Annotated in this window: 13 protein-coding genes; all 13 read right to left on the bottom strand. The window is 58.2% G+C overall.

Features of this window, described 5'->3' with window-relative positions; translation table 11 throughout:
- Positions 1–1,884 (bottom strand): TadG family pilus assembly protein, encoded by a 1,884-nt coding sequence (locus tag IEV38_RS01985; RefSeq protein WP_268234696.1) that lies wholly within the window; start codon positions 1,882–1,884, stop codon positions 1–3.
- Positions 1,885–1,905: 21 nt separating this feature from the next.
- Positions 1,906–2,265, bottom strand: a complete 360-nt coding sequence (locus IEV38_RS01980) for a DUF3613 domain-containing protein (RefSeq protein WP_188394484.1) — start codon at positions 2,263–2,265, stop codon at positions 1,906–1,908.
- Entirely contained in the window at positions 2,262–3,092 is an 831-nt protein-coding gene (locus IEV38_RS01975) for a tetratricopeptide repeat protein (RefSeq protein ID WP_188394483.1), read from the bottom strand. Before IEV38_RS01975 ends, IEV38_RS01980 begins: the two co-directional genes overlap by 4 nt.
- A 2-nt stretch (positions 3,093–3,094) precedes the next feature.
- A complete protein-coding gene (locus IEV38_RS01970; RefSeq protein WP_188394482.1) occupies positions 3,095–4,033 on the bottom strand; it encodes a type II secretion system F family protein in 939 nt (312 codons plus the stop codon).
- 7 nt (positions 4,034–4,040) lie between these two features.
- Positions 4,041–4,970, bottom strand: coding sequence for a type II secretion system F family protein (locus IEV38_RS01965; protein WP_188394481.1), 930 nt, complete (start codon positions 4,968–4,970; stop codon positions 4,041–4,043).
- The gene (locus IEV38_RS01960) at positions 4,970–6,283 is read right to left on the bottom strand and encodes a TadA family conjugal transfer-associated ATPase (RefSeq protein WP_188394480.1); all 1,314 of its coding nucleotides are present in this window, start codon (positions 6,281–6,283) and stop codon (positions 4,970–4,972) included. Before IEV38_RS01960 ends, IEV38_RS01965 begins: the two co-directional genes overlap by 1 nt.
- A gap of 12 nt (positions 6,284–6,295) precedes the next feature.
- On the bottom strand, positions 6,296–7,558 hold the full coding sequence (locus IEV38_RS01955; RefSeq protein WP_188394479.1) for a CpaE/TadZ family protein: 1,263 nt from the start codon (positions 7,556–7,558) through the stop codon (positions 6,296–6,298).
- A gap of 24 nt (positions 7,559–7,582) precedes the next feature.
- On the bottom strand, positions 7,583–8,887 hold the full coding sequence (locus IEV38_RS01950) for a type II and III secretion system protein family protein (protein WP_188394478.1): 1,305 nt from the start codon (positions 8,885–8,887) through the stop codon (positions 7,583–7,585).
- 67 nt (positions 8,888–8,954) lie between these two features.
- Positions 8,955–9,893, bottom strand: a complete 939-nt coding sequence (gene cpaB / locus IEV38_RS01945) for a Flp pilus assembly protein CpaB (RefSeq protein ID WP_188394477.1) — start codon at positions 9,891–9,893, stop codon at positions 8,955–8,957.
- A 24-nt stretch (positions 9,894–9,917) separates the two neighbouring features.
- Entirely contained in the window at positions 9,918–10,442 is a 525-nt protein-coding gene (locus tag IEV38_RS01940; RefSeq protein WP_188394476.1) for a TadE/TadG family type IV pilus assembly protein, read from the bottom strand.
- A gap of 4 nt (positions 10,443–10,446) precedes the next feature.
- Positions 10,447–10,971, bottom strand: coding sequence for an A24 family peptidase (locus tag IEV38_RS01935; protein WP_188394475.1), 525 nt, complete (start codon positions 10,969–10,971; stop codon positions 10,447–10,449).
- Positions 10,972–11,002: 31 nt separating this feature from the next.
- Positions 11,003–11,185: a Flp family type IVb pilin gene (locus IEV38_RS01930; RefSeq protein ID WP_188394474.1), complete on the bottom strand. Its 183-nt coding sequence runs from the start codon at positions 11,183–11,185 to the stop codon at positions 11,003–11,005.
- Between the two features lie 122 nt (positions 11,186–11,307).
- Complete coding sequence (locus tag IEV38_RS01925; protein WP_188394473.1) at positions 11,308–12,993, bottom strand: ShlB/FhaC/HecB family hemolysin secretion/activation protein; 1,686 nt, start codon at positions 12,991–12,993, stop codon at positions 11,308–11,310.
- Between the last annotated feature and the right edge of the window lie 147 nt (positions 12,994–13,140).

Below are 13,140 nucleotides of genomic sequence, written 5' to 3'. Positions count from 1 at the left end.
TCAATGGACGAGCCGGACGTTGTTTGATGCGCCACATTTGACATCGATCAAATGCACTTGGGCGTTACCAATGTTGATGCCAAGCGCATCCAATAAGGGTGACAGTACTAAGCTGTCCAGAAGATTGAATACTGGGCCGAGCAACGTACCAAGCAACCCTATTAACCATGCCGTAATCGTGTTGATTTGACCTAGCAGAGCGTTAACTATGGTTTGTAGTGCTGATAAATCGATGCCTAGAATACTGAGATTCTTAATGGCATTCTCATCAATTACTAAATTTCCTGGAGCAAGAAGACCTTGTCTTATGCTTTGGAGAAGATTCGTATTTGACGATATATCGGTGTAGAGGTTTTGTTCTAATACAGGGCGTTCAGGATTAACTAAGTACTCTATGGATTGTGGGGAATGACTATTGTCAATCGGAATATTTGCGTAAGCTCTGAGTGCTACGCTGGCATCTGCGACAGGAACAATGTCGAAAAGAAGGCTGGTGCGAAGGCGTAGCGCAAGTAAATCTGCAAACGCACTTCGATCAGCAATCGCATTGGAAACCAATGTGTTCCAAGGAAGACTGACGTTGGTATAGGCTGAATCAAGATTCCCCATGAATGCATGGACGATGCCGGTTGATGCGCTGATCTCTGTGTGATGTTTGAGTGGATCTGGTGGCTGAAAACAGCGAAGTGCATCGAGCGTGGCCGTTCCAGATGCCAATTCGAGATGAAGTGGAAGTGACAAGGTTTGTCCGGCAGTTGGGCCCAATCTAATTCTGGCTACTCCAAGATTGAGATCCAGAATGTTATTGCTGTTCGTCGCATTGAGTAATTTTAAGTCGAGCATTAGCCTGACTTGAGCTGTATGCGCTGTTACACCTGGTCCGCCAACTGCAATTTTGGCTGACTCAACGATGGCAAGCTTTAGCCCAACTGTTGCAAGATTACCTAGGCTGATTGCGTTATTGGCTGTCAAAGCCTGATGTTTGTTGGCGGCTTGTAGGGCGACACCGATCAAATCCGAAACTTTTATTTCGCTATCAAGTACGCTCTCCGCCTGAATGGTATTTGCATCAACGTTCAATAGATCACTGATTTTTAGTTGTACTGTGCCAATCGCGGATGTTATTTGGGAAACTTCGTCGTTTAGAAGACCAAGATCAATATGTACGTCTTCGTTTCCTCGATTTCCTAATACGGTAACGATTGCGTCCAGTAAGGAGCCAACGGTAATCTGGCTTTCCAACAGGCCATCAACTGAACCAGTATTTAGCCCCAAATCTGTGAATTCCAGAAGCTTGACTGTGGTATCTGCAATGCCTTGACTGCTCAGTAGGCGTAGTCCAAGTCGAATACCAAGGGGACTATTTAACAACGGCCCCAAAATGCTTTGATTAGTATTTACTTCAAGCAGTGAAGAGCCTATCGAGAAGACCGCGGATGGTGATGACGGGCTTTTTGCAATCGCACTCGCGTGCACATTCTGGCTGACCCATGCGCCGAAGAAACTGCCGAAGTTACGATTGACGTTTACCTGAACGGCATTGGGGGATGTGCTGCAGTTTCCTGGAATAAAATACTGCGTGTCATCCGATATGTTCTGCGGATCCCACAAGCCGGTCGTCACTTCTGGCGCAAGCGGGAAACCATGCTGTTGCGCATTTCCAATGGCAGTCTGAACAGCGGATGCGCAATCATCTTTTGCCAACTGCTGCGCCCCCGCAATCGCCGCCATGTCCGCAATTTTCTGCAACTCGCGCTTCTGGTAAAACAGAAAGCCGATATCGATCGATGCCAGCAGGATGATGGCAGTCGACAGGACGATGGAAGCCATTATCAGGATGTTTCCATCCTGATTTGTCTGTTGGCTTCGCAACGGTATGCGCATGGACTGTCTCTTCTATATCGGTCAGCGTGTGCCGACCTCGTCAAGCGTGCGGGTGAAGGTTTCCGGGATCGGGTGCTTGTAGCTGTCCAGGTAGCGCTGCCAGCTCAGACTGGCTGCCGGGCCAAGGATGGGCAGATTGGCGCCTGCATGGCTGCCTTGCACCTGCATTTGCAGTGCGTTTGTCGTCGCTTCGCCGATGCGCCGCGTCGGTGCTTGCTCATGGGTGGTGCTGTCGGCTTCCGTTGGACTTTCCTGGGCATGAGCTGCCATGCCGGCAAGCATGAGCGTACAAAAAGCGAGCAGGTATATGCTTTTGTTCAGGCTGGAGAGGGAATTTAGAGCGGGCATGATGCCTCCGTATTTTTGATCCGTGGATGTCATTGCGGCGGAATGCGTAATGAAGGTTCCAGCATGGTTTGCAGGCGCAATTGCATGCCGCCGTTCATGTGCTGCCGGTTTGCCTCGTTGGAACCAACTGCTTGCCGATCATTTGTGCCGTTCTGCAGATCGCGGGCACGGCGTGCGATGCCGTCACGGGTTTCCTGCGGCAGACCGGTCTTGTTCATCAATGCGTCGGCCTTGGCGTTGTCGCCGGCCAGCATCAGATACAGCGCGAGGTTGCCGATGACCTTGCGGTTGTCGGGAGCAAGCTCGGCTGCCTGGATCAATGGCACACGGGCGGATGCAATATCGCCTTGCAACAGGCATGCATAGCCGAGATCGCTGAGAGCCAGTGCATCGAGCGGATCGAGGCGGATGGCTTCGCGCAGGTGTTCGGAGGAACGTGCATAGTCGCCGGCCTGCGCTGCCAGCAGGCCTAGCCCATGATGGGCTGCGGCTGCTTCTTCGGTGTTCAGCAATGACAGATATTGCTGTCGTGCGGCGTCTTCCTGGCCGCTTGCACGCAATGCATCCGCACGCAGGCGGCGGGTTTGCGGACTTGCTCCATGCGCGGCTTCATAGGCATCGATATGCGCCAGCGAAGCAAAATAAAGGGAACGGCCCTGCATGGTCTTGATCATGTCGAGATAGACCTGCTTGTTGTCGATCTGCGGCTGCGCGTTATCGGCGGTCTGCTTTCGCATCATGGTTTCGTGCTGCTGCATCAGGGCATTCGAATCCTTGATGGTGGTGCAGGCGCCTACTGCGCAGAGTGCCGAAGTCAGGAGCAACAGCTTGCCGAAGCGCGGAAGAGGTGGATTCGTCATGATCAATTTCCCATACTGGACAGTGTGCGCACGATGGCGAGAAAGCCCGATCCGCCGGTGATGATCAACAGGGCGGGCAGCAGGGTGAGGACCATGACGCCAGTCATCTTGACGGTCAGCTTGCCGACCTGTTCCTTCATATCGAGTTTGCGCTGCTCGCGTATGCGGTCGCTGAACTGCTGCAGGGGCTGCTGTACGGCGCCACCATACTGATCGACCTGGATAATCAGCCGGGTGATGGCGTGGATGTCTTCGTTGTCGAAGATCGTGGCCAGCCGCTTCAGCGATTGTTCGCGGCTGCGGCCATTGGCATATTGCTGGCTTGCGAAACGCAGTTCGCGATTCAGCACGGGCATGGTGGAGGCAAACTCGTTTTCGACGATGTGCAGGCTTTGGTCGATGGACATGCCGATGCCTTGCAGCAGACGCAAGAGGTCGATCAGCAGCGGCAGTTCCTCGGCCGCCTGGCGCCGGCGATCGGCCGCGACGCGTTGCATGGCCCATTTCGGCCCCATGTAACCGACGCCGAATCCGAAGAAAAGGACAAGTGCGAGGTTGCGCAGACTGTGTTCTTCGAGAAGGCTCCATCCGATTACAGGCAGGCCGATGCCGAGCACCACGCGCATCAGAAAGAAGATGGTTTGCCCACGCACGTTGTTGACGCCGCACTGGTCCAGCAGGCGGCGATCTTCCAGTGCCACCAGATGGCGGCCGAGCGGGGTATCGAGCCAGCGCGCGCCGTGGGTCGTGAGTCGATCCAGCCAGCGTTGCGGCGGAACTGCGGCGGCTGGTTGAGAACGTTCCTGCGTGTCGATACGGCGATTGAGCGAGCGTTCGCTGTGCATCATGTCCCAGACACGGCGCAGCAATGCGGAGCCGAGCAGGGCGGCAGCGCAGGCGAGCAGCACGATCGATGCGATAAAGAGCAAGTCCTTGTTCATGGCGTCCTCATACCGATTTGGCGAGTCGATACAGCCAGATGGCGCCGACGATCTCGAGCAGTACCGCGACCATGAGAAGATTCCAGCCCACCGGATCGTTCAACATGATCGAGAACATGCGATTGTTGAAAATCATCATGAAAAGGCCCAGGCCGATGGGCAGCAGAGCCAGCACCCAGGCCGACAGACGGGTTTCGGCGGAAAGGGCGACCAGTTCGTTCTGTGCCTGTTCGCGATCACGCATGAAGGCGCTCATGCGCTCCAGCACCTTGTCGGCGCGGCCGCCGAAGCGCAGCGCCACGCCGATCACGGAGGCAATCAGTTCCAGTTCCATCAGGCGGAACACGCGCGCTTCCTGGACCAGTGCCTGATCGAGATTCATGCCGGCCTGGATCAGCCTGTTGGCGCGGTCCAGCAGTTCACGCAGCGGCGCATCCGTGGTAGGAATGGCGGACTGGAAAGCGGATTCGATGCTGTTGCCCAGGGTGGCGAGCCGGACCATGGTGTCGAGAAACCCCGGCAGTTGCCGCACGGCCTTCTGATGGCGCCGGGTGGCGTGATACCACAGATGAAAGTAACGCAGCAGGGCATAGAGCAGCAAAGTGCTGGCGGCGGACAGCGCTCCGAAGATGGTGGCGGCCAGTGCGGTCAGGACGAGCCCCGGCAGCACCAGCATGATGTGAAAGGTCCTGTTCGGTGTGATACCGGCGCGCAGCAGAAAATTCTTCCATGCGCGTGATTTGAGTCCGCCGAACGGTGCGGCCGATCGCTCGCGTTCGCGGACGACAGGCGCTGCGCCGCTTCCCTGCAGATGACGATCGATCAGATTGCCCGCCGCCTGCTGCCGCATGCGCGCCTCTGCGCCATGCCAGAGAATGATGGCAAGCGCGATCAGCAGGATTGCGAAAGCGCCCAGCAGCAGGATCATGGCGTTCATCAGTATCTTCCCTGTGGTGGCAAGGCGGTGGATGGATTCTGCCGGCGGCGTTGCAGCTTGGGCGTGTGCGGCTGGATGCCGAGCGAGACCCAGCGATCCTTCTCTTCCCCTTCGGGCGACAGATAGCTTTCGTGGCGATACAGCTCCTGCGTGGTGATGATGTTGTCACCCACGCCGGTGACTTCGGTAACGGAAACGATGCGCCGTCTGCCGTTGGAGAGGCGGCCGATCTGCACGATGAAGTCGATGGCGCCGGCAATCTGGCGACGCAGGCTGGATTCGCTGCCCTGGAACCCGGCGAACCCGGCCAGCATTTCGATGCGATGCAGGCATTCGCGCGGACTGTTGGCGTGGATGGTCGCCATCGAGCCATCATGGCCGGTGTTCATGGCCTGCAGCATTTCCAGTACCTCGGCGCCACGCACCTCGCCAACGATGATGCGGTCGGGGCGCATGCGCAGGCTGTTGCGGATCAGGTCGCGGATGGTGACCACGCCGGTTCCCTCGAAACTGCCGACGCGCGATTCCAGTCGTACCACGTGCGGGTGATTGAGCGAAAGCTCGGCAGTGTCCTCGACGGTCACGACGCGCTCGTTCTCGGGAAGAAAGAAGGCCAGCGCATTGAGCAGCGAGGTCTTGCCGGAGCTGGTGCCGCCGGAAACGAGAATGTTGCAGCGCGCCTTCACCGCGCTTTCCAGCAGCGTGAACAGGTCGTCGTTGAAGGTGCCGAGCTCCTGCAGATCGCTGGGCTTGAGCGGGTCCTTGCGAAACTTGCGGATGGAGACCATGGGGCCATCGACGGCCAGCGGTTCGATCACGACATTGAGACGGCCGCCATCCGGCAGTCGCGCGTCAACCATCGGATTGGATTCGTCGAGACGTCTGCCAAGCGGCGCAAGGATGCGGCGCACGATGCGCAGCAGGTGATTGTTGTCGGTAAAGCGCAAGGTCTCGCGCTGCAGCATACCGTGGCGTGACACGAAGACGTCGTTGTAACCGTTGATCAGGATGTCTTCGACTTCCGGATCGCCCAGCAGGTCTTCCAGCGGACCGAGTCCGGCCAGTTCCTTGGTCAGCGCATCGGCGATCAGCCGCACCTCGTTCTCATTGAGCGGAATGCGGCGCAGTCGCACAAAGCCATCCACATCGAGATTGACGAATTGCTGGATGGCCGTGCGCGACCAGCGGCCGAATTCCGCACCGAGTTCCTCGATGCGCGTCAGCAGGTTGTCGTATGCCGCCGCCTTGATGTCCTGGAATTCCTGCGAAGTGAGGAATTTGTCGTGCTCGCCTTCCATGATCTGATCGCTCATATGTGCCCCGGGTTAAGCGTGTCGTTTTGCCTGCCGTGTCAGGCGGCGTTGCAGCCAGTCGAACAGGCCGCCCGGCTGCCGGCTGCCTTCTTCGCTGTGAAGGATCTGGCTGGCTAGCGAGGTCACTGCCTTGATGTAGGCATGTGAACGGCTGTTTTCGTGCAGCAGTTTGCCGGCATTGGCAGCGGCGACCAGGGCATCCCGGCTTTCCGGAATGGTGGTCTTCAATGTGGTCTTGAATCGTTCCGATATCTGCAAGGCACTCATGCCTGAACGGTCGTCGTAGCGATTCACGATGAGATGGCGCTTGCTGCGCGCCAGCTGGCTGTTGTCGAGCATCTTGATCAGTGCGTCGAGCGACACCAGCGAACCGACGCTCTGGTCCGTCAGCAACCAGGCCTGGTCGGCGGCATTGGCGATGCGCGCGATCAATTCCCCATCCGGAAATCCGCCGAGATCGACGATCAGTACATCGAAGTAGGCGCGCAGGTGCGTCAGCAATCCGATCGCGTCCGTGCCGGAGATGGCGTGCGTTTTTTCACTCGCATGGGGCAGGGAAAGCACGCGCAGTCCGTGCTGGTCGTGCGCCAGCGCGGTCTGGATCAGGGTGGCATCCATGCGATGACGATTTCGGATGGCGTCGAGCAGATCGAAGTCGCCGTTGCTGATGTTCAGATAAAGCTGTCCATCGGCTGCCGGCCAGCCCAGGTCGAGCAGCGCGACGCGCTGTCCGCTGCTTTGGCTGGTGTCCTGCCGCTGCAGGATATCCGCCAGATGAACGGCCAGCGTGGTGGTGCCGATACCTGCGCGTGCGCCGAGCAGCGCGATCACACTGCATGGGTCGGCATCGGCCGACGGCAGTCCTGCAATCATGGTGCCGACCACGTCGCGCGCTTCTGCGCCGTCGGCCTGCATGTTGATGAAGTGATGGACGCCGGCATTGATGGCGGCTACCGCTCCTTCCGGATGGCTGCTGGAACCGACGGCCACCAGATGCATGCCGGGGTGCCTGATCTTGAGCGTTTGGGCCAGGGCCAGCATGTCCTGGGCGCACTCCTCGCCCGTGCCGCGGCAATTTCCGGAGAAGTCGAGCAGAACGAGTTGCGGCCGCGCGCGGCCGATCTGTTCCGCCAGCCTTTCGATGGGCGCGAGTTCCTGCTGCACCACCTGCCATGTATGCAGTGCTGCACTGATCCAGTGAAAGTGGGCTTCGTTCGACGAGCAGAACACGAACTTGCTGCCTTTCTGCATGTTGCCTGACGATTGGTGTCCCATGTATCTGTCCAAGTTGTTTCCTGTCTATCTGGAGAAGCCCGGCAGTTCATCCGGATAGGCAACGCCCATCAGGTAGGCGCCCCATGCGTTGCCCGGCGTGTCGATTCTTTCGCGATCCTCGCCGGCCAGCGCAGGTTGAACGCCTTTTGCGAGCGGGCGTACCAGATGGGGCGTGACGATGATGGTCAGCTCTTTCTCATCCTGGGAATACTGCATGCTGCGGAAGAAGGTGCCGATGATCGGAAGGTCGCCGAGCAGCGGAACCTTGTTGGCATTGGAACGCGTTTCGCGCGAGACGAGGCCGCCGATGATGAAGCTCTCGCCGTCACCCAGTTCCATGGTGGTTTCCGCACGGCGCGTCGAGATCGCGGGGATAAGGGTGCCGTTGACTTCGATGCTGTCCTGGTTGTTGATGTCGCTCGCTTCCGGCGCCACCTTGAGCACGATGCGGTTGGCCGACAAGACGGTTGGCGTGACCGTCATGCCGATGCCGAATGGCTTGTAGGTAATGGTTGTGGTGCCCAGGCCGCCCGCCTGTGGAATCGGCAGTTCACCGCCGGCCAGGAAGCTCGCGGTATGTCCGGACAGCGCGATCAGGGATGGCTGCGCCAGCACGCGTGCCAGGCCATTGGTTTCGAGCAGTCTGACACGTGTGTTGATGGCGCCGCGGTTGAGAAGGTTGAACGCGCGTGAAGCCGGCGAGGCGAAGTTGTAGCGCCCCGCAGCATTTGGGCTCACGAGGTTGTTGCCTTCCAGCAGACCGAAGCTGAAGGCGCCATGTCCCTTGTTGATCAGAAAGTCGAAACCGGCTTCCTTCAGAACGTTCTTGCTGAATTCGACGATCTTGACGTCGATCTGCACCATGCCGCCGGTCCGCACTGTTGCGGCATCGAGCACCTTGCCGCTGCCGACCGAAGCGGTGGCGACTGCGGCGGTGCCTGCATGGGAAATGGTCGATGGTGATTCTCCGCGCAGAATGGCATTGCCGCCGCTGATGCGCAGATCGGCACCGGTTTCGGGCAACTGTCCATGCAGCTGGCTTTGCACATCGATCTGCCAGACGGTTTCGACGCGGTTGCGCGACCAGGCCGTCACGATGGTGGAGCCTGGACTCTTTCCGGTCAGGAGAATGCTGCCGGGACGGTTGCGATTGCCGGCGATCACCATGACATCTGCAATGTCGGGATCGGCCACGGCGATGCGTTCCAGATCGGCCGGAACCGGAAGCGGACGCTGTTCCTTGACCGCAACGGTCAGATGATGCTCGTTCGCCAGAGTGGGCAGCGTGACCAACAGGGCGGTGATGGCAAGGAGCTGTCTTATTTTCATTTTGGTGGAGCCCTCGGTGAAATGGTGTTGAACTGCCTGCATGCGATGGTCATGCAGGACATGGCCATCAGAAGCGAACCTGCTCGCGTTGCGTGCCCTTGATCACTTCCAGGGTGCGATGGGGAACGTTGCCGGTCTTCGCCACGGGCGCAGGTCGTGCCACCGTGTCGCGCCGTTGCCTGTCTGCGCTCCAGGTGGCGGCATCGATGCCTGCAAAGGCACGATTGTCGGGCGCAAGCAGAGCTTCTTTCTCGCGTTGGGTGAGACCGTTCTTTGGAGGCAGGACCAGCGCCGCTTGTGGAAACAGGTCGGCATCGGCCATGCCGGTGTCTCCCGGATGGCGAAGTGCCAGCGCCAGCTTGCCGTTCTGGGCGGCCAGCAGCAGCGAATTGACTTCTTCGACCGGCGTTGCCAGTACCGCGGTTCGCGGTTGCGACGACGAAGAGGATTTGCGCAAGGTGTTTTCTTCGGCCGACTCGCTGTTGCCGATCACCAGCGCGCCATAGGACAGTACGCGCAGTCGCGAAGCCAGCAGGCGTGCCTGTCCCTTCTCGATATGCGATCCCTCTTTCAGGGTCATGAAGACATCGACGTAATCGCCGGGTTTGAGCTTGTTGCCGACGCCGACCACTTCATCGACGGGAAGCGCCAACGCACGTTCGCCGTCCGCCAGTTGCAGGGCAATGCCCTGCACCAGATTGCTTTCCGTGATGAGGGTTTCCGGCGCGATGTCGTTGGCGGCAATGCGTCCCGCCACGCTCGCGATGGATTGATAGGAGCCGGGGATCGGACGGGGAGACTCGATCAGCCGCAGACTCTGTTCCTCGATACGCTTGCCGTTCTCGAGCTGTGCGGCGGCGATGACGGCGGGGTAGGCGGGTGCTGGCTCCATCACTGCGACCGGTGCCTTTTCCGGAATCTGGCGGCCCATCCACCATGCGAGTGCCGCCAGGCAGACGGCCAGCAGAATCAGTAGTACGGCGATAATCTTCGTCAGCTTGTTCATTGTTATTCTCGTCGCTTGAGGTGATCAATCGAGTTGCACGATGGCGGTGCTGGATAGTTGCGTGGGCACCGCGAATTCCATCAGTGGTCCGAGCAGTAATGGAACCAACGGCCGTTCTGCGTATGGGTAACTGACAGTGACGCTGTAACAGCGTGCTGAGTTGGTATAGGGGCAGGGATCCAGCAGAGTTTTTGTGACGTCGAGATTGTTGAGCCCAAGCCACGCTGCGACGCTTGCGGGTCCCTTGGCTGCGGCCTCTGCATGATCGTCACGAATATTCTCGGCTTCGGCATGCCGTAGTGCTGCACGTGCGCCCTCGGCGGCAGCGAGTGTGACGGATTGCTGTGCCACGAGAATCAGGCCATAGGTGATGATGGCGTAAAAGATCAGGAAGAACAGGGGAAACACGAGCGCGAATTCAATCGCTGACGCACCCTGTTGTCTGCGAATGCGGAAGCGATTTTCCAATAGACGGGTATGCAAGGAGAGGCATGACAGAGCCTTGACCTTGCATGTTGCTGTTGTCGGTTTCCGATATTTCGCCTGCATGACTTCATCCTTGTGCGAAAACGGTCCTGGTTGTGCTGATGGCAATGGCCCCGATGGCCAGATAGGCTGCATACGGAATGCCGCGTCTTCCTTTTCTGTTCTTCAGCATCGCCTGATACCAGCTATTTCCGGTTACCTTGTCGGTGAGCAGATTCCATGCGGGCAGCATGACGAGCTGTCTGCTTGCGACGTGCCACGCCACTGCATGCAGGCCTGCGATGACACTACCGATCAGCCATATTGGCAGCAGCGCGGATACGCCCATCATCAATCCCAGCAATGCAAAGAACTTGACGTCGCCCGCCCCCATTGCGTGCAAGGCGTAAAAGGGCAGAAACAAGACAAGGCCGACGAAGCCGCCGATCAGCGATTGCCAGATGTCTATGCCATTCAGTCCGTTTCCCATCACGACCAGCCATCCGACGTGTGACATAAAGGCTGCCAGCAGTAGCCAATTCGGGACACGTCGGAATAGCAGGTCATAGATAATCACGGCAGCACACAAACTGATGACGAGAACGGTCATCATGTATTGCTGGCTTGACTGCCTGTCTTAGCCATTAGGTCGGTGCAACGGCAGCGGCAAGAGCTGCAGCAATCGCATTAAAGATCCGCGACAGTTCCGGGCTGATTAGAGTCAGGCCAGCGATAATTGCGATCGAGACTAGGCCTGCAATCAATCCATACTCGATCGCCGTCGCACCCTCTTCATCCTTCATAAATTTAACGATCTGCGCTTTCATTTCGCTTCTCCTTGCTTAAAAGACTCCTGATTGAAAAAAGTCATTTCTGTGAATGACTTCTGCTCTACTGCCTTGCTGCATGACAACCGGCTGACGTGTCTGCGACCTGGCCGGCAGTATTCTTAAAACTGATAGGCGTATGACATGTTCAGTCGCGGCGAACGTTTGCGGGCATTGACGGGAATGTCGCCCACGGGTTGCGCTACCGAGAGATCGAGCGAGTAGTGCTGCAGATCGCTGAAACGCACGCCGAAGCCGAGCGAGGCGATCTCGCTGTCGGCAATGTCGTAGCCGTTCAGCGAAGTGCGCGCGGCGTCACCCAGCACATAGGGCTGCACCTGCTTGAAGTACTTTCCTTGCGAAGAAAACACGCGATTGAATTCGAGGGCAACACCCCAACCCTTGTCGCCGGCAATTTCCCCCGCCGGATAGGCGCTGCCGAACTGTTGCGCGCCAAAACTGATCTGCTCCGACAGCGGCAGGCGATTGCTGCTGTACTGCCCGCTGCCGCGAACGGCCAGGCCATAACCGCTGCTGCCAAGCGAACGACTATGGGAAAAACTGCCGCGGGCGCGCAGGAAGTCGAGGTCGATATTGTTGTTGAATTGCTTGGCGCCGGCGCCATCCACGCCCTGATACAGGCCGAGCATCCACTGCGTGTTGTTGCCATCGCCTGCCGTCACGGACGTCATTTCGAGGGAGAGCGCGCGAATGTCGGAACTGAGTTCGACCACAGGAACGGCTGCCGGCACGGAGCGGGTATAGCGCGCCGCGTTGTGCACGGCATAGACGCCGCCGCTCAGGGTCAGGCTGCGGGAGGCTGTCAGTACCAGCGGATAACTGAGATTGATGCTGGCTCTTTCCGTTTCTGTCTCATGACGCGCCTGAAACTGGTTTTGTTCAAGCGCGCGGTTTTCCGGTTCGGCCTTGTAGCGCGACAGATTGACCTGCAGCAGCATGCCTTGCCAGCGAATCGGTTGCGCATAATTGACCGCGTAATATTCTTCGCGATCCGGGCCGCGCGGCAGCAGCGTGCTGACGGTGACCTGTTCGCCCAGCGAGGTCAGACCATTGGTACTGGCACTGAAGACGCCGCGCAGGTTCGAGGTCGCCGTGTCGAGAGCGAATGCCGCACTGACCGGCTTGCGCGTGACCTCCAGCACCATTTCGCAGGCGCCGTCGGTCGTGACAGGCGGTTGAACCGAAGCCTTGATGCGCATGCCGGGCTGCAAGCCGAGTACGCCGCTAATGCGTTCGAAGCTCTTCCGGCTCAAAGGTCTGTCTTCCGAGAGTTGCGCTGCGATCTGCCGCAGCCTTTCTTCGGACGGTCCCGGATTGCCTTCTATGCGCACCTTGCTGACATAACCTTCGACAACATTGATGACGACGATGTTGTCCTTGAAGGTCTGGCTGGGGACGAATGCAAAGGACAGAGGGTAGCCCTTGTCCTGGTAGATCTTCGTGACGTTTTCGGTTGCGCGCAGGATGTCGGCAACGGTGACTTCCCGATTGGCCAGTCCTGCGAACTCTGCGGAAACCTGTTCGAACGGAATCGATTGCACACCGGCGATCTGAAAGCGGGCAGGCCGGATGCGTGTGGTGAGCAGACGTTGCAGCGCGGCGTCGGGTGCGGGAGTCTGGATCTCGATATCAATGGGGGGCGTCGGTTGCGCCTGGGGGCGAGGCAGTGAATCGAGCGGATTGCCCTGGCCGGGACTGCGCGCATCGGCAAGGGCCGAGCCCGGCAGCATGGGATAGCAGAGCATCGCCGAAACGTAGAGCATCCACTGGCATGTAGATCGCTGCATGAATCTGTCTTCCCGAAAATTGTGATGGTTCTCCACCATCAGAGGCTTTAGCGTATGTTGTCTTGAAGCATGCCTTCTCGTGGGAAAAGTGCACATACCATAAATATGGTATTTGAATTTCATTCATGAACTAATTTAACAAATATT

Source organism: Oxalicibacterium flavum (assembly GCF_014635065.1).
Classification (GTDB): Bacteria; Pseudomonadota; Gammaproteobacteria; order Burkholderiales; family Burkholderiaceae_D; genus Oxalicibacterium; species Oxalicibacterium flavum.
Note: the sequence above shows the minus strand (reverse complement) of the source record. Positions and strands in the feature narration are given on the sequence as shown.